A 21,542-nucleotide genomic window follows, 5' to 3' on the forward strand; every position below is an offset into this window, starting at 1 on the left:
GTTATGGAAGAGGTAATAAGGTGGCAAGCACGAGCATTAGATAGAATATACCCGATTGTATATTTAGATTGCATCATGGTAAAAGCAAGAGATAATAATATAGTTATAAATAAGGCTGTTTACCTTGTTATTGGTATAAATATAGAAGGTAAGAAAGAGCTTTTGGGTATTTGGGTTAGCAAGAATGAGGGTTCAAAGTTTTGGATGCAGGTTGTAAGCGAATTAAAGAACCGAGGTGTAGAACAAATTTATGTAGCATGTATTGACGGTCTTAAAGGTTTTAGAGATGCAATAAACAGTGTTTTCCCAAATACCATAGTACAACTTTGTATAGTACATATGGTTCGTAATTCTTTAAAGTACGTTTCTTACAAAAATCTTAAAGAAGTAGCAGCTGACTTAAAACAAATCTATACAGCAAGTAATGAGAATATGGCTAATTTAGCATTAGAAGAGTTTGCTAAAAAATGGGATAGTAAATACCCAGTTATTTCTGATATATGGAGACGTAATTGGAGTGGTATAGTACCTTTCTTTGCTTTCCCTAAAGAGATTAGAAAGGTAATCTATACTACCAATACTATAGAATCGGTAAATCGACAAATCCGTAAAATTATCAAAAATAAAGGGGTTTTCCCAGATGATAAATCTATCACAAAAATTGTCTACTTAGCTCTTAAAAATGCTGCAAAAAAGTGGACTATGCCTATTAAAGAATGGTCTCTTGCTTTGAATCAATTTGAGATACTATGTGGAGATTTTAAATATGAATTATTAGAAAATGATTTTTAACTAACTTACACAAAAATTATGATTGACTCGAGGAAATTTACAAAGTAATTTGACGAAGCAATCTCAGGAGTTTGTTATTATTTCATGAGATTGCCACACAGCCTACGGCTGCTCGCAATGACGATTTGGTATCCCGCACAGGAATGATATTTTTAGAACAATATCTTTAACTTTAATGAACCTTTGGTGGCTAGTATATTTGCTGCGTAAATTACAGTTATACGTTGCAAATAGCTCAATATTCTTATGAGCGGTAAGTAAACTTGCACCTACATTATAGCCGACTTTCGGTGTGCTGCTACTTGTAGTGTTCTCAAAGTAATTATCTGCCCAAATAAATCTAGCTTTCACCTTAGGTTGCTTATTGCTAAAGCTATTTTCTACAGAAGCATGTAGTCCCGGTACTATTTGAGTATAGTTTGATAATCTCTTAGGAGCGGTTAATTTTATGCCTGCAATCCCTGTAGTTAAGTTACCGGACTTACCAGCGACATAAATATTATTGACACCTGTACCGGTTTGGGTATCTTTATATGTATTATATCTAATACCGATATTAGGCATTAAATTTATACCGTCCATGGCAGAGAATTGATAACCGACATTACCCTCAAAACCATAAGCTTTGCTTGTATATTTACCGCTAGCAGTTTTATATCTATGAAGTCCGACCGGTCTTAAGTCCTTTTTGTTGATTTTACTGTTACTTGCTGAAAATATTTCTTGTAATATAAAGCCATTACTAAATTGTTGTTGACCGTATAGAGAAATAATATAGCTTTCTGCCGATAATTTATCACCAGTGCTTGAACCTTTAAACTTAAAGTCAGAGTTCATACGGCTATATACAATACTGACAAGACTATTTTCCCCGATGTAAAGCTCACCGCCGATTGTGCCGCCGGATACCGTGCCTTTATAGCTAGGATTACCTTTATATGCATCTTGATTACTTGAACCGAAAGTACCGGCAACCCATAATACTTTTTTAGTAATTATAGGGTTTGCTTCATCACCTGCTGCAACGGCTATCATAGTACCGCCTGATAAGTGATTATTAATACTAGTAGTTACTGCTTCAGCTGTAACTACACTAACCGATCTTGTTCCTTGCTCAGTTAAATGCTCTACTACTTTTTTTGCATTATCAGGTGCAACTTGAGCTAAGTTTGCTACGAATAATAAGAATTGTTCTTGTTTTGTTTTACTCACTACAACAGTATCATCATTAGCTACTTCTTTAAGCTCAGCTTCATTATTTACTAATTCCTTAGCAAGCTCTACAGCGTGTTTTTCAGGATTTTGCATAACAAGTGCAGATTTTTCTCTAATCACTTCTTTTGTGCTTCCGCTACAAAAGTATTTTCCGTATGTATGGACAACGATAGCATTATTGATTGCCTCAGCTAATTTTTGCGACTCAGGTTTTTTAACATATTCCTCTGCTACTCTTATTTCGTTAGCTTGACGTTGCCGATACTCCGCTTGCAGTCTTTGCTGTTCAGCTCTCTCGTTAACGCTGAGCTTGTGCTTGTTGCTGTGCTTGTGCATCTGCCGGTACTACTAAACCGGTTAGGTTAGCTTATGTCTCTGCATCAACTTGATCTTGTCTAGCTTGAACCAATTCTAGAGCTATATTATCAATTGGTTATTGTATCTCTCTTTGTCTAGCTTGTCCATCTCGCTGCAGTACTGCAATTTGTACCTGTACTTCTCTTTGTGTATTTGTTAAGTCCAGCTGTGCTACAAACGAAGCGTTACGAATATCAAATAAAGCTTGCTGTGCTCGATTTTAGTCCCCTATATCGGCTCCTGCACGTGCAGCATTTAATCGTTGCTGTGCATCTGCTAATTGTTGCGGATTCTCAGCTTGTATTCGTGCCAGTGCATTCTGTACTTGCCTTAACCTTAAGTTTTCTCTGTCTACTTGTTGCTGACCCCTCACCGGAGCCACTACCATATCTTAGTCGTGCTTGTCTCTGTCCTAACATATCTACTGTTTCTCTTGCTACTATTACGTTTCCTACTATCGCTGCTTCCGCTCTTGCTTGAGCATGTGCCGGTTGTGCCGCTGCTTGCACTCCTACTTGTTGTACTTGTAATCCTTGCAGTAAAACAACGGTTCCAGTAGCTGCAGTATCAGTATATCCATTAGGAACAAACTCCATTACTCATCCTCAAAATTGATAGTACGGCTACATTATTCGCCATGTGAGCCCTATTAATATTAATCACAATATTTGTACCGAATGCCGTAGGGAGATTTTGAAAAACTATACCGCTTTCTCCTAAAGCATTTATAGTAGTAATATTGCCTTCAAATACTACATCACCGGTAAAAATTACGTTACGTCTAAGATCGAATGTCGAGCCATTAAAGTTAGCATTACCGTTAATTGTAATGTCCTGCGTGCAAATATTATAAGTTCCCGAATCAAAATTAGTTTGTCTAGAATGAATATCATTATATGCAATTTGTGTTCATGATTACCTTCAAACATCACTTTAGAAACTTGTTTGGTTTGTGAGCCGATTTCATAAATATCAGGAATCTTTACGAAAGTTACCTCTCCTCTCATAGTTTTAGTATTAGTAATATTACCGGTAAAACCTTTATTAAACCTTACCTTCCCAAAACTTATAAACTCTAAATTTCCTGTATCTATTACACTGCCGTTGCGATGTTTCATATCAACTTTTTCTTTAAATACAAGCTCAATAGATTCAACGGCACTAATATCATTACCGATAATGGTTAGCTCAGAACCTGTTCCATTACCGCTTGTAAGCTTTAGCTTTGCTTTTGCATTATTATTGGCACCATATGCAAGAGGTGCTCCTAAAGCATTTTGAACTGCCCTTTGAGTTTGCGGATTGTCAACATTAGTTATATTGTTAATACTAACTCTTGTAGTTGGATTGCCTTCAATAATAGTAAATACCCCATTAAAACCATAAAGATTAATATCATTAATATTAATATTTTTGGGTAAAATTAACCCTATGGTTATTTTCTGCGATAATAATATTGTCATTATCTTGTGGAAGATAATGGTTGTGATTATATCTCAAATCATTCATCGTACCTATATTAGAAGATGGATTTCCCGCCGGAATAATATCCGCCGTAAAGCCTCCCATGCTTGCAAGCAGCCCGATACTACTGGTTGCTAGTAAAATTTTATTAAAAAAAATTTTGTTCTTATTAGTTATAATTTCCCCTATAACTTATTGCTTTTAATGATTTTACCACTTAACTTATCGGTCATTATACACTATTTATTTACGACGCACAATAATTAATGAATAAATTTACTATTAGTTAATATTTATTAATTATTTACGATGGTGTGATTTATGAAATTTAAAGGAAATAGGCTGGTTTAATGAAAGGTAGGGGTTATGGTGTTTGTTTGGTAGGTAATCGTCATTGCGAGCAGGCATTGCCCGCGTGGATCAGTTTTCCGGTGTCATCCCGTGGCTTGACCACGGGATGACACCGAGTGCGTTTTTCGATCCGCACAACAATGTCGTAATTTCCTCGCAATGACGTCAAAATAACATCCTATTCATCATATATATTAGAAAGCTCATCTTGTAATTCTCGAGAAAATACATCCTCATCATCGTTAGAATCATTCAATTTCTTAAGAGAGTTTTTGAAATTATTTAGGTCTTTATTTTCAAATATTTCAATAGATTTTAAAGTCTCATTTGGAATTATAACTATAATATTTTTACTTAATTCATATAAATAATCAGTGGTAATGGAAACTTTCAGTACTCCTCCATATTTGCTCTGTTTACTACTTACTACAAAATCTTTTAAAGATTTACTTCTAAAATAGTTTTCAGAAGTAAAGATCATTGTTATAAAAAATAGTACTAACGAGATAGTAGTACCTACGGCAAATCCTGCCAATAACCCTAAAAATCTGTCAATAAAACCGTTTCTCATAAATGAAATTATAGCAAGAAATTTATAAACTATAAAAACACATAAAATTAAAGCAATAACATAAGATATAACACCGGCAATAATTATTCTTATAATCTCATTATCCATATATTTCCCGATTAGGTCAGAAATATATGGATATAGAAAATATCCTAACATTATAGAAGTAATAAAACCGAGTATTCTAGTTACAAACCCGATTATGCCTTGATATAAGCCGAAAAATGAGAAAAGAGTAATAATAGCAAAAATAGTAATATCAAAAAATGTGATCATTATTGTTAACTTCTATTGAATAATTGGATTTAAATCTTATATATTTAAATCTTATATAACTAAAGTTTTATTTATGGGCGATAAAATTTTTCATAACTTATCCGGTAAAACACTAGTTGCTACACCGCATGTAATTACAAAAGGCATTTACCATAAATCCTTAATTTATATGTTATCACACACGGAAGAAGGAGCAATAGGATTAATATTTAACCGCTTAGTAAATCATATAGATTTAAAATCGTTTTTTAAAATAAAAAATGACGAAATAACAACCCCGGTTATGGTTCCTATATATCTTGGCGGACCCGTAGAACATGAAAAAGGGGTTTTTCTTCATTCTAGCGATTATAATAAAAATTTGTTATTGGATTTCCATAATGATTTAGCAGTAAGCTCTAATTTAGAAATTTCAGAAGATATAGCTTTCGGTAAAGGACCTAAAAATAGCTTATTCATTGTCGGTTATACAGCATGGAAACCAGGGCAGCTTGAAGAAGAATTAGAGACAAATCTATGGCTGGTTATGGATTGTAATAAAGAATTTATTTTTGCCGATAATCCTGAAAGTAAATGGCATAATGCATTAAAACACTTAGGCATTGATGAAATACATTTCTCATCACAAATAGGAAATGCTTAGAGATTATCTGTTAACCATTTTTCGTAAGCCTAAGCAATAATGCTTTAAAAATTTTCCCTGACTGCTAATTAAATACACAAAATTAGAATGTTGTAATTCATATTTGTTTGTTTTTACATCAAATATTTTGGATGTATAGAAGACCTTAAATTGATCTGCTAATTGTTCAATATCTTGGACTCTCCCTGTTAAACCTATAAAATTATCATCTATTTTTTCTAAATATTTTTTTAATACTTCACTTGTATCATGCTCAGAATCTAGAGTAATAAAAACTACTTGTACTAAAATATTCTCTTTCTTCAAAATCTTAATAATATCTTCTACTCTTTTTAGTGTTTGATTGTCATATAAGGAATAGGTAGTACCAAAATAAATCAAACTTAAATGACCTTGCAAATGGGTACTATCAAATTTCTTTCCTTCTTGATCTATAAGAGTAAACTTAATTTTAGGCGAATCATCCATATTACTAGTTTTCACACCAATCTTAAGCTTAGACGGAGTTAATGAAGAATACAATAAACATAAAAATATTATGCCTGTAATCATAGCTAGGGCTATAAAAATTTTTATAATATACATTTGGTTTTTATTATTTCTCATAACCTCAGTAATTATTAATATTTATTTATAATAAACCTTATTCTTATCATATATGCAATAAAAATCATCTTTCAGTATATTAAATATCGTAATATCTAAATTGTGATATTTTTAGTTAATTAATTTATTAACTAAATTGAAATTTTTTGAGTTAAGATTATTAAATAAAAAAACAACTAAGAAACAGATTAATTATGTACAATTATACCGTTTATGTAAAACGTTTAAATGATAAATTTAAAAAACAAGAACATACGGAAATAGTAGATAGTACTATTTCTGAAGACCATTTATTTCAAATACTAAATGACAACAATAATGCAACTCAACCGATACAAACACTCATAAATCAAAATTCGTTTGAAATAACAAATATATTGAACACAATAAAGCAGAAGATATGAGGGATATAATGATGTTGAAAAAAGAAGAAATAAAGGAAGCAGAAATGGAACATTTTATATCCGATATGTTAAAGGATAAAAATTTTATCGACTTAATTAATAAAGATAGTGAGAAATATGAATCTATTATTGATAGGAGTAATAAAGCTATAATTATATGATTCTATTTATTACCTCAAGCTAGCGAACAAGCAAAAGACTATACAAAGCTATTAAATATTAGAGATGATAATTATATCATTCTAGATGAATATAATAAAATAACAATCGACGACGAAAATTTAACATATATTTTAAATTCTATAAATGTAATTAATAAAGAAGTACCAATTAGTATCAATGAGCTTAAAACATATATAGAAAATAATTTAAGTTTTGAAGATGTTTTGCCTAAAACAGACAAATTGAAACAATTAATAGATATAGTAAATTATTATAAACAGTTAGAAGACAATACCAAAACTATAGGAATTTTCTTAGAAACCGTTAAAAAATTAAATCAGCTTTTAGAAACACCGAAATCAGAAAATAAATTAGAGAATCTTCTAAATTACCTTAAATATTTATCTAACATCAAATTTTCCGAAAAAGAAAATTTGGTTACACTTAATTCTGCAAAATGGTTTAACGATTTATTTACCTCGGGGCATATAATATAAAAGAAAAGTTATTAGAATCATTTAAGCATACAATATGCAAAGATAAAGATTCATTTTATAACAAATTAAATGAGACTATTGAAAAATTTTATGAAGATATCAAAAATAACGATGTTTTAGACTTAAAAGTAATCTATAATATATATAACTTAAAAAACTTTTTACAGCATATTAACAATTCTAGCACTGATGTTGAAAATTTAGATATATTAAATTATTTTTAACAAAGAGCTTTAAGAATTTTAATAATATATTAGGTATAACTATAAATAATAGCATTAGTAATTTAGAAAAACTAATAGGCTCAGTCAGCAAGCAAGAAGCTAAATCTCTTTGGAAGTATATTACCGCCTCTAAATCTATTACAGAAATATCTCAAAATCTCGATAAAGTAATATATGATAAGCTTTTACATCAGCCTGTGTTACCTGATCAAGCGCTACCTATTTATAATTTATTAGAAAAATTACTAAAAGAAACTCATAAATCTATTAATGATTGTTATAAAAACGAAAACTTATATAAACATCAATTAGCAAAAATTTATTGTCAACAAGCACAAATCTGTACACCTAATGGCTCAACAAAACTATCTAAAGACTCAATAGGATTGTATGAAAACGCTGCTAACCTTGGTTCTGAAGAGGCAAATATAAAACTTGGGAAGATTGAATTTAAGAGCGGAAATTATGTAAAAGCTTTAGAATATTTTAAAAATACTACTCATATATCTTATGCAAAAGATGCTTTTAATAAATTATTACATCTCAAAGAATCAGAACTAAAAAAGAAAATACAGCAAAAGAATCTGCAAGATATAGCTAAATTAACATCAGAAATAATTGAATTATATTCAAGCCAAGGTGATTTAACCAATATAATCTAGACATATCAGAAAAAAGTCTGCAAGATTCACTAAAAGTATTTTGTCTTAATACGAAAGCTCTCATAGAAGAACGAGGAAGACCTAAACCTTATGGAATATTATATGATTTGTCTAAAGAGTTAACATCAATAATTTTTTCACCGTGTAGTCAACTTAAATTTATATAAAAAACTGAAAAATATAAAAATTTAGCAGAAAAATTTAAAGAAGAAAAACTAGAAACTAATTATACAAATATTACGACAAGCCGGTCACATTATTCATACTTTAAAGAACCTTTACTTAAGTTCGATGATTTAAACCTTAATTCTTCATTTAGACCATATTATGATAATAATGAAGATTCTAGCAATATGTTAGGTGCTTGTTATAATTCCTCAGAATATCCTCAATGAGAAAAATTTAATATCTCTTAATACAATTTTTATAGACAAGCAGAAATGTGGTGCTAGTATAAAAATAGCTATATTTAACGATGAATTAGATTATGACAAATAATCAATTTTCCGAAGATACCAAAAAAATTGCTGATCAAATAAAAGATGCATTAATGGGTATTAGTGACGATCTTGTACTTGAAAGTAAAGAGGTAGAGGAAATTTTTGAAGAATTAAGCCAAAATGAAGAATTTGAGTATGAGATGGAACGAATGCTTGCTATCTTAAATGAACAAACTATGGATTTAACTCAACTGCAAAGTCGGATTATCTTATTAATCCGTAAGTATTTAGGTAAAACTAAAAACTTAAAGCTTAAAATGCTTAAAATGGATGAGAAGCTCATTAACAAGAATGTTGCCGAAGTCAGTAATTATTTAATGCATCAGCATTCTAAAATAGTTAGAGATGCTAATAAAAACCTTGCAAACCCAAAAGACAAATTACAAGGTTTAACCAAACAAGCTAGAATAGACTTAAAACGTTTATTAAAAAGCTTTGCCGTTTACCAAATTTATATGTTTATGAACCCAAAAAGAATAGCAGGCGAAACGAAGCTAATGAACTTCGCCTATAATATGATCAAAGGGGGCATGAAACTCGCTAAAAAATATGAAGGCGGCAAGGAACAAGAAATTAAATCATATTCACCTAGACTTATTAAAAAACTTGAAAAAGCTCATGTCGGCTTTAAAAAAAGTGGCGGTATATCAATTTAACTATTGTATCTTTTATAAAGAGCTTATACTAAACTAACATTAATATTATGATAGGTATCAAGCTTTCAACTTCAAGTTATTCATGTAAACTTAATATTTTCAGAACTAATAACTTGGGTATATCTTGGCTGCAGTACTCAAGAAAAACACCACGCTCAACCTGTAAAAATTAACATAAAAATAAAACTCTTTCTCTTAACTCCTCCCCTTGCTACTGTAACGGATAATATAAACGATACTGTTTGTTATGCAGAAATCGTACGGCTAGTACAAAAACTTTCTCAAGAAAATCACTTTAATCTTATCGAGTATTTAGCCGCACAAATATATGATATTATTTATCAAAATTTTATCGAATCTAAATTAGAAAAGATTTTTCTAAACTTAACCGTTACTAAATTAAAATCACCGGTTTCAGGAGTGCATGGCGGAGTTTCTTTTTCTTATTCAGGAAAGGAGACACTATGATTTATATTTCTATAGGCAGTAATTTAGGTAATAGACTTTTAAATATTAAAAAAGCTCTAAATTTACTAAAAAGTTATGATTTTATATTGCTTAAGCAAGCTATTATTTTTGAAACACAAGCTATTCTACCACCTAATGCAGATAAAGCTTGGGATAAATCATATTTAAATATGGTGGTGCAGGGCAAAAGTACTTTAACGCCTAGTAAACTTCTAATTAAGCTTAAAAAGATTGAAAAACAACTAGGTCGAGCAAGCTCTTACGATAAATGGTCTCTAAGAGTTATTGACTTAGATATCCTACTTTGGAATAATTGCCATATAGATTTACCTGATTTAAAGATACCACATCCTGAATTATTAAACAGACCGTTTCTTATTCATCTAATTGCAGGTTTAAGCTTGGAATGTCGTTATTCATGTCCGATCAATAATTTTTACAACAATAAAACCTTTGCAGAAATAGCACATTTAATTGAAAATCAAGGAGTTATACGCTCTCTTGTTTTAAATCCTCAATTTGTCGGTATTTTAAACATTACTCCTGATTCTTTTTCAGGATTGAGTTTTCATAAAGGAAATGCCGTTAGAAATTTTGTACGCTTGATAAATGAAGGGCTACAATAATTGAGCTTGGATCACAATCAACACGTCCTTCTGCTTTAATTATTAATGAAGATGAAGAATATGCAAGGCTTAATAATGTTCTTGAAGAGCTTAAGGAAGTTATAGTCAGTATTGATAGTTTTATTCCTGAAGTAATTAAACGTGTTTTTAAAAAATACCCTATTTCCTGTATCAACTTGGTTAAAAATAATCTAGATGATTATACATTACGATTAATTGCCGATTATAATTGTAAAATTATTACTATGCATTCATTAACCGTTCCACCGCAAAAACAAAAATGTCTTGATTTCGATAAATCTCCGCTTGCTAGCTTAAATATATGGATAGAGCAAGAAATAACAAAATTAGAAAAATGTGGATTTGATAGAAAAATATCATTCTTGATCCTGGAATTGGTTTTGGAAAATCCGTTTATCAAAATTTATATATTACAACATATTAAAGAATTTAAAAATCTAGGATGTGAGATATTGCTAGGACACTCACGAAAATCTTATATTTCTGCTTTTTATAATTCCAAAGCATCGGAAAGAGACTTAGAAATAATAGCAATATCAAAATATTTAATGGAAAACGTAGTTGATTATTTACGAGTGCATAATGTTATAGAGCATCAAAGATTTTTTGTAGCAGACCATATGATTCACTATATCTTATGAAAAATAGAAAAATCATCAAGGTCAGATGCCTTGGTCTTATACTAAGGAGTTTGAATATTTTTATCAGACAGTGAAAAATAATATTATAGTCATGGGACGAAAAACCTTTGACTCTATACCTACAAAGATTTTAAAAAATTGTATTTGTATTGTTTTTTCAAGAAATACACCATTACAATCTTATAATAATATATTTTTTATTAAATCCTTAGATGGATTTTTAGGTAATAAAACCTTTTACTGATAAGAAAATTTTTATGGTTGGAGGGGCAGAAATAGCAACTCTTTTCCTAGAGCAAAATCTTATTTATGAATTTTTACTTACAAAAATAAATAAAAATTATGATGGAGATACTTTTTTGCCTCTTAATCTTTTAGCAGAATGGCATTCTGTAATAATAGATAAGACAAACAATTATCAGATTTATAAATTTACTAAGAGGAGGTAAGATGAAATTTTTAGAACAGTTTAATATAAAAATCTTGAGCAATATAACCTCTTAAATCATCCATTTTATCAATTATGGCATATGGGAAAACTTACTCATTCTACTTTACAAATTTACACAAAAGAATATTATCATCACGTTACAGCTTTCCCACGTTACATTACAAATGTAGTGATATACAAGCTAGGCAAATATTACTTGGTAATCTTATAGAAAAAGAACAAGGTGAAGAAAATCACCCGGAACTATGGAAACGTTTTGCTGAAGGACTTTGTTTAAGAAACCAACGCACTTCAGAACCTAAATTAGACTCAACTTAAAAACTTGTTCAAGGTTATTAAATTAACAGAGAAATCTTTTTCTATAGGTCTTGGAGTACTTTATGCTTATGAGCGTCAGACTCCTAAAGTATCTGACTCTAAAATTCAAGGATTACAAAAATTTTATGGAAATTCAGATTACAGAACTTTACAATTTTTCATTGTTAATAGTAAAGTTGATCAATGGCATACACAAGAATGTGCAAATTTGATTAATAATTTAAGCTCAAAAGAACAAAAATTAGCATATTAAGGAGCAAAACTACTATGGCAATTTCTAGACGGTATAAATGCAACGTATCAATAATTTAACTATTATTCTTTCATAAAATGAACAATATCTTCCTACATTCCTTAAGTCTTGAGAATTATCGTAATTTTAAAAATCTTGAACTAAAAACAGATAATACACCAATAATTTTAATAGGTGAAAACGGTAGCGGTAAAACTAATATTTTAGAAGCTATATCGCTATTTTACCCAGGAAGAGGACTGAGATCAGCAAAACTTGCCGATGTATTCAAAACTTCAGAAGATCATTGTCTAGTTAAAGCTCTATTGCAAAGTAAGCTAGGACTTGCAGAATTTACCACCCAATTTAAACGTAGTTCTAATAGAAGGATAACTAAGTATAACGAAAGTAAAATAGCCAATAATGAGTTAAGTAAATTCACTAGCATGGTATGGCTGACTCCGCACATGGAAGGAATCTTTACAAGCGGTAGCAGTGATAGAAGAAAATTTCTTGATAGAATAGTTTATAATTTTGATCCAAAGCATGCAGAGCTAGTTAGTAAATACGAATATTACATGCATGAGAGAAATAAAATTCTAGTAGAAGATATAAGAGATGATAATTGGCTTAAAATTATTGAAGAAAAGATGGCTGATATTTCTAACCATATTGCTAATAATCGCTTAAAAACCTTAGAATTTATGCAGCAAGCAATAGATGACCTTGAAAATGAATTTCCAAAAGCCGATTTATCGATTGACGGCATTGTTGAACAAAAAATATTAAACGGTAAAGAAAATATTGTTAGTTTTATTATTGCAGAACTTTATCAAACAAGAAGCAAAGATAAACTACTTGGTCGCACTAGTTTTGGAGTTCATAAAAGTGACTTTTTAGTAAAGCATCAAAAGAAAAATATCTTAGCCAAATTCTGTTCTACCGGTGAACAAAAAGCTATATTAATTGCAATAATCCTTGCTGAAATGAATTATGCTATAAAGCTAACTAAAATAGCACCGATTTTACTTTTAGATGAGGTCTTTGTGCATTTAGACGACAAAAGACGTCAATATTTAATCGAATTTTTTACCGGCTTAAACATGCAACTATGGGTTACCACTACCAATCTAGAGGGAATAGAAAATTTTGCAACTAAAGCACAATTGATTAAGTTATAGTTTGTTTAATAATGTCATTCCTGCGAAGGCGGGAATGACATCAAGAGTATTTTCTGATCCATACAATAAAGCACTATCCCAATCAGCTTCACAAGAAAAATTTACAACATCCTTTTTGATTTTTATCGCACCTCTTAAAAAACCAAAATAACTATTATTATTTTTCATAAAATAAAATTACTCTTCACTTACTATTATATGAGCATTAGTTAAATTTAAAGTTTTTTGTATATAAATATATTGCTTAATCTTTTGAAACTGCTTAAAATTTGCTTAAAATTAATTTTTAATTTATGTAAATACTATGACAAAACAAGCTAATAAAATATCCTATGATGAAGTACCTTATTCTCCATTTACTTTCAGTTATACCTCCCCACCTTATTTAAGAACTATCGGCAGGCTATTCGGGCTAAACCCTCCACCTCTTGAAACTGCTAAAATACTTGAACTCGGTTGTGGAATCGGTGTTAATCTGCTTAACTTTGCTGAAACATATCCTAAATCACAATCTCTAGGTGTTGACTTATCCAAAACACAAATAGAATTAGGTAAAAAAATTATCAGTGATTTGAAAATAAAAAATGCCGAACTAAAGGCATTATCTATATTGGACCTTGATGAGTCATACGGTAAGTTTGATTACATAGTTTGTCACGGCGTATATTCATGGGTACCTGAAGAAGTACAAGATAAAATACTCGAAGTCTGTAATAAACTGCTAAATCCAAACGGCATAGCTTTTGTAAGCTATAATACGCTCCCGGGCTGGAATATGCAAAGAACAATACGTGAAATGATTATGTTCCATTCAGAGCTATTTAATACTAGCCATGATAAATTACAACAAGCTAAATTACTTTTAAAGTTCATCAATGACTCATTAGAAAGCTCCACAACGCCTTATTCTAATTTCTTACGAGATGAAACAAAATTATTATCTGCATATACGGACTCATATGTATTACATGAATATTTAGGCGAAATTAATACAGGTACATATTTTCACCAATTCATAGAAAAAGCTCAAAAAAATCATTTAAATTACTTAGGTGATACGTCGCTTACTGCAATGTTTATCGGTAATTTACCTACTCAGGCAGCAGAAAAGCTACAAGCCGTTAATGATATTGTTCGTACTGAGCAATATATGGATTTTATCACTAATAGAAAGTTCCGCTCGACATTATTATGTCATCAAAACATACCTATAACAGAAAAATTGAATTTAATAATTTAAAAGAGTTTTTTACTAGCCTTAATATTAGACCGGCAATTCTAGAAAAAGCTGTTGATTTAACTAACGAACAGGAAAATGTTAGCTTCTATTACGAAAATTTACCTGAGCCTTTTATTTCAACCACTTCGCCGATCATGAAAGCTATTTTATATGTATATGCCGAAAATATTAGCAATCCGATAAGCTTAGAACAAGTAGCAAAAGAAGCTTTTAAAAAGCTTGGTAAATATCAATTACAAGATTTCTTAGCAGCATTAGAACAGCATTTTATCATATTCATTTTTCAAGGTTATCTCAAAATATTTGAGACTAAACCTCATGCTATAGCAACTATCACCGAAAAACCTAAAACTAGCGAATTTGCAAGATACCAAGCAAAACAAGCATATTTTAATAATGTAACTAGCGTGTTTAGCGTCACTAATAGACTTAACGATATGGTAGGTATACCGATACATGAAAAATATATTTTAGAAATGTTAGACGGTACGCATAATATTGATGATATTAAGAAAGGCGTTCTTGAAAAAATTAATTCAAAACTTTTAACTGCTCGTGACGATAAAGGACAGGAAGTAACAGATCCAAAATTATTAAAAGAATTTGTTGACTATGTAGTTAATACATCCCTTGAGAAATTCCGGATGAATTATCTGTTAGTAGAGTAATTAAAATGTTCGTGATCAAGTCTGCTTTGTTGCATGGATCAGATTTTTCGTTATTGCGAATAGTCGTAGACTACAGCCAATCCATAAAAATATAATCCGAGTCAATGAAGAGTAGCTATACGAAGCTCAACTTGGAAAAGAGCAAGGAGCCGAGGAGCAGAGCGTATACTTAATACGTGAGCATCCGAGGACTTACAAAGACGACACAGCCAATTTTTCAAGTTGAACGAGTATAACTATGCTACTAATTTTTCACGCAATACTTCAACTAACTTATTAATTGCTTCGGTTGGGTGGATATTTTCAAGGATAGCAAGCTCGCCTGCAAGTCTATTTAAAGCTGATTCGTAGAGTGTTCTTTCACTGTAAGAACGATCATTATCAACATTTTTATGTAAGTCCCGTAATACTTCGGCTATGGCTACAATATTACCTGAGTTAATTTTACCTTCATATTCTTGGGCTCTTCTACTCCACATTCTATTTCCTTGTTTTGGTTTACCTTGAAGAGTTGAATATATGACATCTAAATCTTTTCTGCTTGCAACCGCTCTAAGACCAACAACCGCAGCTCTACTAACAGGCACTTTTAATGTCATTTTATCCTGCGAAAAGGAAATTACATATACTTTAATTTCAGTACCTGCAATAGTATGATATTCTATATTTGTTATTTCACCAACTCCATGTGCAGGATAGACAATTCTCTGCCCTATTTTAAACTCGGATTTTTGTTCGGATTGTGTTGTATTTGCCATTATTAATTCCTCCGTAGTGGTTTTAATGCCTAAGAACTTAATGTTAGACTATTATTTCCTATAGTATAGCATATTTTGCTTTTATTACAAAGTAGAGATTTTTATTGAAATAAAATTGATACGATCTTATTGTAGATAATATTAATAAGTTAAAGGAATAAATATGCGAAGTATTTTTATTGTACTAATATTTTTATTATTTTTGAGTAGCTGTTCAGAAGAAAAAGCACAAGATAAGAACCATGAGGAAAAACAAATAATAGAGCACAAAACTCTACAAAATAACACAACTTCTAAAGAAACGAATCAGAAAGCCGTAAATTCTGAAAATATGGCTGAATCAATAGTTCCTGCTAATGATAATAATCAGACTGATGAAGTATCAACGCCGGCTTCACAAGAACAAAAAAATCCTGCAATAAAACCTGTTAAAGTCACTTTTAAAGTTGATGATAATGATATGGTTCTTGGTAACAAAAAATCAAATGTTATAGTAGTCGAGTATTTTTCTCCTACCTGTCCGCATTGTGCTTATTATCATCAAACAATTTTTCCGGAACTTAAGAAAAAATATATTGATACTAACAAAATTGCATATGTGGTTCGTGAATTTATTGCTACTAAACAAGATTTAGATGCTGCCATTTTAGCCCGCTGCAAGGGGGATACAAATAGTTTTACACAACTTCATAATATCATATTAATACAACAAGATAAGTGGGCATATAGCAATAAATACAGAGAATTATTAACTGATATAGGACAACTTGGCGGTATTTCTCCGGAAGAATATAAACAATGTTTAAATAATGATAAAATTACTGCAATACTAATTGCTAATACCAATTTTGTAGCAAAAGCACCCCAATTTATAGGTACTCCTTCTTTCTTCGTTAACGGAGTACAAACAGGAAGTTATAGCATAGATACTATTTCCACAGCAGTTGATAAAGCTTTAGAGGAGCAGAAAGAAAAAGCAAAAAATGAAATAAACTTGTAATTTAGATCGTTATTGCGAGCAGTCGTAGACTGTACGGCAATCTCGTTAAATATCCTGAGATTGCTTCGTCGACGCCTATGGCGTCTTCTCGCAAGACGGAGATAAACTAATGAATACGGGAAAACTAAAAGATATCAAAGCAAGAATTAAAGACTTAAAAACTCCTAAGTTCTCTAATCCTAAAATTCGGCCAGAAATTAGCCCATTCACTATCGCTGTAGATTTAGTTTCAGGTACAATGGTAGGTGTCGTAATTGGAATATTTACGGATAAATTTTTTAATTCTAAACCTTTATTTCTTATTATATTTACAATAATAGGAATGATTGCTGGCTTTAACATTATAAGGCAAAAAGTAAATAATAAAAAGTAAGGAAATGACTCATAGCCCTTTAGCACAATTTGATATCAAAAAATTAATAGACATCAAAATGTTCGGTTTTGACGTCAGCTTTACTAATTCGAGTATCTATATGTTACTTGCTAGCATCTTAGCTCTAACTTATTTTTACTTAGCTTTTTATAACCGGAAATTAGTACCTTCTAGATTACAAGTGAGTGCTGAAATAGTTTATAATCTTATAGCTGATATGTTAAATCAGAATATAGGAGTAAAAGGACGTAAATTTATTCCGTTAGTTTTTAGTTTATTTATTTTCATTTTATTCTGTAATTTACTTGGTATGACACCTTATAGCTTTACTGCTACTAGTCATATTATCGTTACTTTTACCTTGGCAATTCTAGTATTTTTAATGGTAACTATAGTCGGTTTTGTAAAACACGGCTTACGTTTTTTAACCCTTTTTTTACCGCACGGTACTCCTTTATGGTTAGCACCGTTGATGATAGTAATTGAACTATTTACATATTTAGCAAGACCGGTTAGTTTATCATTGCGACTTGCCGCTAATATGATGGCGGGACATGTTTTATTAAAAGTAATATCCGGTTTTACCGTTTCATTAATGATTTACTTGAAATTTCTGCCAATCCCTCTTATGGTGATACTAATTGGATTTGAAATTTTTGTTGCAATACTTCAAGCTTATATTTTTACTATTTTATCTTGTATGTATCTTAATGATGCTATTAATTTACACTAGGCTTTTTGCACAACTTGCTTCTAAAGGTAATTTGTACGTCAATCCGATGCTCGAATCCTCACGTACTTTTTTGTACGCTGCGGTTCTGTGTTTCGTGTTTCCTGCAAATTCCTCTTTATTAGCTTCGTTGTGCAAAAAGCCTATTATACAGATAATTAGATAAAAATTTTTTATTAATTAAAAGTGAGGTTTTTTATGGACATGGTTTCTTTAAAATTTATTGGTACAGGACTTATGGCTATCGGCATGTACGGTGCAGCTTTAGGCGTTAGTAATATATTTAGCTCTCTACTTAGTTCAATAGCACGAAACCCTTCGGCTACAGAAAACTTACAAAGAATGGCTCTGATCGGCGCAGGTCTTGCTGAAGCAATGGGACTTTTTTCCTTTGTAATTGCTATGTTACTTATTTTTTCTTAAAATTCATTTTTAAATAAGATGCCTCAATTTGATATTGCTACCTATTATTCACAAATTTTTTGGCTTATCGTTACTTTTGGCTTATTGTATATCTTTGTTTATAAATTTATAACTCCAAAAGCTGAAGAAATTTTTAATAATAGAAAGACAAATATTCAAGATAATATTACGCAAGCCGATACATTGACCATAGAAGTAGAAAAGCTAAATAAATATTATAACGAGGAAATAGACAAAATAAATACTGAAATAGATAGGCTAAAAAAAGAAAAAATAGACTCTTTAGAATCAGAATTTTTAATTAAAAAAAAGAATCTAGAGCAAGATTTAAAAAACGCTATAAATCAAAACATTGAAGATATAAATTTAGCTGCTAAGCAATTTAGAACTAATAAAAGCGCAGCAATCATAAAGCTTGCCGTTAATATTATTGAAAAAATAGCTGGCACTAAAGCAGATATGAATTTACTACAAAATATAAAAGTAAAATAATGAATTTCCTAGATGAGAGCTTCTGGCTTGCCGTTAGTTTTGTAATTTTTGTATATTTAGTTTATAGACCGGCAAAAAAAGCCATTTTAAATTCTTTAGATGCTAAGATTTTAGAAGTCCAAGAAAAAGTTCTAAAAGCTGAAAAGTTAAAAGAAGATGCTGCTTTGCTCTTTAAACACACCAACGCACAAATAAAGAAATTAGAAACTTTACGCTCTCAAATGATAGAAGAAAGCAATGAAGTTACCAAGAAAATCATTCAAGAAAAAACTAAAGAAATTGAAGAATTTTTAGAGCATAAAAAATCTGATGCTATACAGTTAATGCAAAACCAAAAATCAACCGCAAGTAAAGAGCTACAAGATGAATTTTGTGATGAAGTGATAAAACTTGTATCCGAATATTTTCAATCAGTTAAGCTTTCAGAAAGCAACATTTCTAAAAATTTAATGGATAAATCTGATTTTCCTCAGGATGAGGGTAAAGCTACATAGCCACACTAATCACTAGCTAGCAATTTATTTAAAATTGCTTCATCATTAACACATACCCGTAATATTGAGCCATCAATAAAATATTCAGGATGTTCGTTATCTTATTTGTTAATTCAGGATAGGCTCTAACAAATTCTTTTACACAAGTGAAGTTTTGAGCTGTTAATCGCTCCTAAGCAAATCGCTTCAAAACATAACATTTTAGCTATTTCTATATTTTTAAGGTCAGATAAAACTCCTAGTTGTTTTGCGATAAATATCTATCGCCTAAATAGCCTTTCGCCCCCAATTTCCTAAGATTGAGAACTTACTATTCCTCTTATCTTTATCAGCATTAATATATATTTTATTTAAAACATTCTTTTGTATTTTTTGTTTCATTTCTAATGTAACTTCCTCAAAATCGCCTCTTTGTAATATAAACTCCCTAGTTTCATTATTTTTTATAAATATAATAACCCATTTTTTGATATAAATTTGCCTTTCTACATTTATCCATTTCAATATCATCATTTAATATTTTTACTACATGGGGATAAAATATTTTAGAATTTTCCCAGTCTTCACTTGAAATATCTGTTAATATTTGGAAATAAATCATCTAAGATTTCTGCTAGTCTTGTATAAATCTCTTTTTCATCTATCGCATGTTCTTTATATTTATTTATATATTTTACTTTGTTATAAATTGCATTAATCTATGTAATTGTAAGCCGGCTTGTCTATTTTGGTATGTTAGATTCATTATCGATAATGCTTTTAACCTTTTTATAGGTTCTTGTAGCTTTTCTTCATCTATTAAAAATAATTCTTTGAAAATCTCTATACTGATAAAATCAGGGTCTAAATCTGCAGAATATTGTAAAATATCTGCCAAGCTAAAGGCGATTTTTCTAATAATTGTAGTAATAAAACGGTTTCTATATGATCATCTTTGCTATTTTTAAAGTAATTAATGTAATCATTTACTTTAAGTAATTTATTTGCTTTTAAATATGCTACTGCTTTAGATAGCCTATAAGGTGATGCAGCATCGTTACTACCAAAGTCTTCTACTAATTTATCAATATCTTTCTTGTTAATCTATTTTTTAGAGATTTCTTTAAATATAATATCGCTTCTTTTTTACTAAAAGACTCTAATATAATATTTTCTATATCATCACTTAAATTATTATTTTTAGTAGTAATTATCACTTGTACCTTATCATTAAGTATATTAATTATACTGTTAAGATAAGGCTCTATATATTTATGATCTTCAACATTATCAAAAATAAATAATATAGCTGAATTTAAATTAGCAATCCTCTCATGGACTAATCTTATTATGTTTTCTTCCTTTTCATCTATTACGTAAATAGTAAATTCTTTAGTAAGTTGTCTATATGCTTCAAGGACTTTGTCCGCAGAATCTGTGTTAATAAAACGTACTATTTTCTTTTTCGCTTGTGTTTGTCTATCTCCATATTTTATAGCTAGAGTGGTTTTACCGGCTCCAGCGAAAGCACTAACTGTTACAAATCGTTTTTCGTTTAAAGTTTCTTCTATTTGTTGTAATATTTCATTATGGACAATCAGATTATAAGTTGATAAAGGTGGGTAAATTGCTAATTATATTTTCTGTAACTTTAATTGATTCATTAGGAGTATAAGCATTGCAGTCTTCTAATACTTCCTTTGCTTCCCTACTGACTTCAATTAACCCTAAAATTTGCTCTCTTAAGTCATCTACTTTAACTTTAGGTAAGTTTGTAAAGATATAATATTTGCCATATTGAGGTTTTATTTCATATAGTTCTTTTATTACTTTTAACTGTTGTTTTATTAAATTTGGTATTTCTTTTTTATCTATACTCAATTGCTCAACTGTGCTAGATACCAATCGCTACTGTCCTTATTATTTGTATTTGCTATATCTACAGACAAATTTACTTTTTTATACGATAATGACCTTTGTAAGAAAGTTCAAATTTTCCCTCAGGGGTTATGATCTCTTTTGATGGGCAACCTTGTGCGGCATTATTTTCTAAATGCTTATAAACCC

General features: G+C 30.3%; 30 protein-coding genes and 3 pseudogenes. 21 read left to right on the plus strand and 12 right to left on the minus strand.

Annotated elements, in window-relative coordinates:
* A partial coding sequence (locus RAT170B_RS03780) for an IS256 family transposase (RefSeq protein WP_045805655.1) occupies positions 1-792 on the plus strand: 792 nt, incomplete at its 5' end.
* A 102-nt stretch (positions 793-894) separates the two neighbouring features.
* On the opposite strand, the gene RAT170B_RS03790 is transcribed toward RAT170B_RS03780, so the two are convergent.
* The 4 genes from RAT170B_RS03790 to RAT170B_RS03805 all read right to left on the minus strand — a co-directional run bounded on the left by RAT170B_RS03790 (position 895) and on the right by RAT170B_RS03805 (position 5,026).
* Complete coding sequence (locus tag RAT170B_RS03790; RefSeq protein WP_261368693.1) at positions 895-2,343, minus strand: autotransporter outer membrane beta-barrel domain-containing protein; 1,449 nt, start codon at positions 2,341-2,343, stop codon at positions 895-897.
* Positions 2,344-2,657: 314 nt separating this feature from the next.
* Complete coding sequence (locus tag RAT170B_RS12380) at positions 2,658-2,960, minus strand: hypothetical protein (protein WP_014013766.1); 303 nt, start codon at positions 2,958-2,960, stop codon at positions 2,658-2,660.
* Between the two features lie 174 nt (positions 2,961-3,134).
* Positions 3,135-3,827 (minus strand): hypothetical protein, encoded by a 693-nt coding sequence (locus RAT170B_RS03800; protein WP_261368694.1) that lies wholly within the window; start codon positions 3,825-3,827, stop codon positions 3,135-3,137.
* Positions 3,828-4,357: 530 nt separating this feature from the next.
* Positions 4,358-5,026, minus strand: a complete 669-nt coding sequence (locus RAT170B_RS03805) for a CvpA family protein (RefSeq protein ID WP_045805656.1) — start codon at positions 5,024-5,026, stop codon at positions 4,358-4,360.
* Positions 5,027-5,099: 73 nt separating this feature from the next.
* On the opposite strand from RAT170B_RS03805, the gene RAT170B_RS03810 reads away from it, so the two are divergent.
* Positions 5,100-5,669: a YqgE/AlgH family protein gene (locus RAT170B_RS03810; RefSeq protein ID WP_045805657.1), complete on the plus strand. Its 570-nt coding sequence runs from the start codon at positions 5,100-5,102 to the stop codon at positions 5,667-5,669.
* Between the two features lie 3 nt (positions 5,670-5,672).
* On the opposite strand, the gene RAT170B_RS03815 is transcribed toward RAT170B_RS03810, so the two are convergent.
* On the minus strand, positions 5,673-6,275 hold the full coding sequence (locus RAT170B_RS03815) for an SCO family protein (protein WP_045805658.1): 603 nt from the start codon (positions 6,273-6,275) through the stop codon (positions 5,673-5,675).
* Between the two features lie 194 nt (positions 6,276-6,469).
* On the opposite strand from RAT170B_RS03815, the gene RAT170B_RS11420 reads away from it, so the two are divergent.
* The 12 genes and pseudogenes from RAT170B_RS11420 to recF all read left to right on the plus strand — a co-directional run bounded on the left by RAT170B_RS11420 (position 6,470) and on the right by recF (position 13,318).
* Entirely contained in the window at positions 6,470-6,679 is a 210-nt protein-coding gene (locus RAT170B_RS11420) for a hypothetical protein (protein WP_186786291.1), read from the plus strand.
* Positions 6,680-6,687: 8 nt separating this feature from the next.
* A complete protein-coding gene (locus tag RAT170B_RS11425; protein ID WP_186786292.1) occupies positions 6,688-6,840 on the plus strand; it encodes a hypothetical protein in 153 nt (50 codons plus the stop codon).
* Between the two features lie 225 nt (positions 6,841-7,065).
* Positions 7,066-7,338 carry a hypothetical protein gene (locus tag RAT170B_RS03825; RefSeq protein WP_014013760.1) on the plus strand — a complete coding sequence of 91 codons (273 nt, stop codon included), beginning with the start codon at positions 7,066-7,068 and terminating at the stop codon, positions 7,336-7,338.
* A 421-nt stretch (positions 7,339-7,759) separates the two neighbouring features.
* Positions 7,760-8,224, plus strand: a complete 465-nt coding sequence (locus RAT170B_RS03830; RefSeq protein ID WP_045805659.1) for a hypothetical protein — start codon at positions 7,760-7,762, stop codon at positions 8,222-8,224.
* Positions 8,225-8,711: 487 nt separating this feature from the next.
* On the plus strand, positions 8,712-9,380 hold the full coding sequence (locus RAT170B_RS03835) for a DUF5394 family protein (protein ID WP_045805660.1): 669 nt from the start codon (positions 8,712-8,714) through the stop codon (positions 9,378-9,380).
* A gap of 108 nt (positions 9,381-9,488) precedes the next feature.
* Positions 9,489-9,848, plus strand: a complete 360-nt coding sequence (locus tag RAT170B_RS08655; protein WP_081497955.1) for a dihydroneopterin aldolase — start codon at positions 9,489-9,491, stop codon at positions 9,846-9,848.
* Complete coding sequence (gene folK / locus RAT170B_RS11430; protein ID WP_261368695.1) at positions 9,845-10,474, plus strand: 2-amino-4-hydroxy-6-hydroxymethyldihydropteridine diphosphokinase; 630 nt, start codon at positions 9,845-9,847, stop codon at positions 10,472-10,474. The genes RAT170B_RS08655 and folK overlap by 4 nt, the downstream gene beginning before the upstream one ends.
* A 41-nt stretch (positions 10,475-10,515) precedes the next feature.
* The gene (locus RAT170B_RS11435; RefSeq protein WP_261368717.1) at positions 10,516-11,136 is read left to right on the plus strand and encodes a dihydropteroate synthase; all 621 of its coding nucleotides are present in this window, start codon (positions 10,516-10,518) and stop codon (positions 11,134-11,136) included.
* Between the two features lie 13 nt (positions 11,137-11,149).
* Positions 11,150-11,585, plus strand: a pseudogene (locus tag RAT170B_RS11440) (dihydrofolate reductase); the annotation flags it as partial.
* A gap of 81 nt (positions 11,586-11,666) precedes the next feature.
* The gene (locus RAT170B_RS08665) at positions 11,667-11,798 is read left to right on the plus strand and encodes a hypothetical protein (RefSeq protein WP_081497870.1); all 132 of its coding nucleotides are present in this window, start codon (positions 11,667-11,669) and stop codon (positions 11,796-11,798) included.
* 111 nt (positions 11,799-11,909) lie between these two features.
* Positions 11,910-12,158, plus strand: a complete 249-nt coding sequence (locus tag RAT170B_RS03865) for an iron-containing redox enzyme family protein (RefSeq protein ID WP_045805663.1) — start codon at positions 11,910-11,912, stop codon at positions 12,156-12,158.
* A gap of 77 nt (positions 12,159-12,235) precedes the next feature.
* Positions 12,236-13,318, plus strand: a complete 1,083-nt coding sequence (gene recF, locus RAT170B_RS03870; RefSeq protein WP_045805664.1) for a DNA replication/repair protein RecF — start codon at positions 12,236-12,238, stop codon at positions 13,316-13,318.
* Here recF and RAT170B_RS10440 read toward each other — a convergent pair.
* Positions 13,313-13,486, minus strand: a complete 174-nt coding sequence (locus RAT170B_RS10440; RefSeq protein ID WP_186786293.1) for a hypothetical protein — start codon at positions 13,484-13,486, stop codon at positions 13,313-13,315. The two genes, recF and RAT170B_RS10440, sit on opposite strands and share 6 nt — an antisense overlap.
* 136 nt (positions 13,487-13,622) lie before the next feature.
* Between RAT170B_RS10440 and RAT170B_RS03875 the strand changes: the two are divergent.
* A pseudogene (locus RAT170B_RS03875) lies at positions 13,623-15,226 on the plus strand (methyltransferase regulatory domain-containing protein).
* A 236-nt stretch (positions 15,227-15,462) separates the two neighbouring features.
* Here RAT170B_RS03875 and RAT170B_RS03880 read toward each other — a convergent pair.
* Positions 15,463-15,984: a CarD family transcriptional regulator gene (locus RAT170B_RS03880; protein WP_010976718.1), complete on the minus strand. Its 522-nt coding sequence runs from the start codon at positions 15,982-15,984 to the stop codon at positions 15,463-15,465.
* 163 nt (positions 15,985-16,147) lie between these two features.
* Between RAT170B_RS03880 and RAT170B_RS03885 the strand changes: the two genes are divergently transcribed.
* The 3 genes from RAT170B_RS03885 (at position 16,148) to RAT170B_RS03895 (ending at position 18,090) form a co-directional block, all read left to right on the plus strand.
* The gene (locus tag RAT170B_RS03885) at positions 16,148-16,984 is read left to right on the plus strand and encodes a DsbA family protein (RefSeq protein WP_045805665.1); all 837 of its coding nucleotides are present in this window, start codon (positions 16,148-16,150) and stop codon (positions 16,982-16,984) included.
* Between the two features lie 109 nt (positions 16,985-17,093).
* On the plus strand, positions 17,094-17,357 hold the full coding sequence (locus RAT170B_RS03890; protein WP_014013750.1) for an AtpZ/AtpI family protein: 264 nt from the start codon (positions 17,094-17,096) through the stop codon (positions 17,355-17,357).
* Between the two features lie 4 nt (positions 17,358-17,361).
* The gene (locus RAT170B_RS03895) at positions 17,362-18,090 is read left to right on the plus strand and encodes a F0F1 ATP synthase subunit A (protein ID WP_014120446.1); all 729 of its coding nucleotides are present in this window, start codon (positions 17,362-17,364) and stop codon (positions 18,088-18,090) included.
* Here RAT170B_RS03895 and RAT170B_RS08670 read toward each other — a convergent pair.
* Positions 18,085-18,264: pseudogene (locus tag RAT170B_RS08670) on the minus strand (palindromic element RPE1 domain-containing protein); the annotation flags it as partial. The gene RAT170B_RS03895 and the pseudogene RAT170B_RS08670 sit on opposite strands and share 6 nt — an antisense overlap.
* Positions 18,265-18,285: 21 nt before the next feature.
* Here RAT170B_RS08670 and RAT170B_RS03900 point away from each other — a divergent pair.
* The 3 genes from RAT170B_RS03900 to RAT170B_RS03910 are packed head-to-tail and all read left to right on the plus strand — an operon-like array spanning position 18,286 to position 19,496.
* Positions 18,286-18,510, plus strand: a complete 225-nt coding sequence (locus RAT170B_RS03900; RefSeq protein ID WP_010976714.1) for a F0F1 ATP synthase subunit C — start codon at positions 18,286-18,288, stop codon at positions 18,508-18,510.
* Between the two features lie 18 nt (positions 18,511-18,528).
* A complete protein-coding gene (locus tag RAT170B_RS03905; RefSeq protein WP_045805666.1) occupies positions 18,529-19,002 on the plus strand; it encodes an ATP F0F1 synthase subunit B' in 474 nt (157 codons plus the stop codon).
* Positions 19,002-19,496 carry a F0F1 ATP synthase subunit B gene (locus RAT170B_RS03910; RefSeq protein ID WP_045805667.1) on the plus strand — a complete coding sequence of 165 codons (495 nt, stop codon included), beginning with the start codon at positions 19,002-19,004 and terminating at the stop codon, positions 19,494-19,496. The genes RAT170B_RS03905 and RAT170B_RS03910 overlap by 1 nt, the downstream gene beginning before the upstream one ends.
* Before the next feature lie 267 nt (positions 19,497-19,763).
* Here the strand turns inward: RAT170B_RS03910 and RAT170B_RS03915 are convergent, their stop codons facing one another.
* The 4 genes from RAT170B_RS03915 to RAT170B_RS03930 form a co-directional block, all read right to left on the minus strand.
* Positions 19,764-20,009: a hypothetical protein gene (locus tag RAT170B_RS03915; RefSeq protein WP_024704419.1), complete on the minus strand. Its 246-nt coding sequence runs from the start codon at positions 20,007-20,009 to the stop codon at positions 19,764-19,766.
* A 160-nt stretch (positions 20,010-20,169) separates the two neighbouring features.
* On the minus strand, positions 20,170-20,373 hold the full coding sequence (locus tag RAT170B_RS03920; RefSeq protein ID WP_041404291.1) for a hypothetical protein: 204 nt from the start codon (positions 20,371-20,373) through the stop codon (positions 20,170-20,172).
* A gap of 178 nt (positions 20,374-20,551) precedes the next feature.
* Positions 20,552-21,103, minus strand: a complete 552-nt coding sequence (locus tag RAT170B_RS12135; protein WP_409994153.1) for an AAA family ATPase — start codon at positions 21,101-21,103, stop codon at positions 20,552-20,554.
* Positions 21,078-21,356 (minus strand): hypothetical protein, encoded by a 279-nt coding sequence (locus RAT170B_RS03930; protein ID WP_146620340.1) that lies wholly within the window; start codon positions 21,354-21,356, stop codon positions 21,078-21,080. The genes RAT170B_RS12135 and RAT170B_RS03930 overlap by 26 nt, the downstream gene beginning before the upstream one ends.
* Positions 21,357-21,542: the final 186 nt, after the last annotated feature.

The sequence above is a fragment of the Rickettsia argasii T170-B genome, assembly GCF_000965185.1.
Taxonomy (GTDB): Bacteria; Pseudomonadota; Alphaproteobacteria; order Rickettsiales; family Rickettsiaceae; genus Rickettsia; species Rickettsia rickettsii.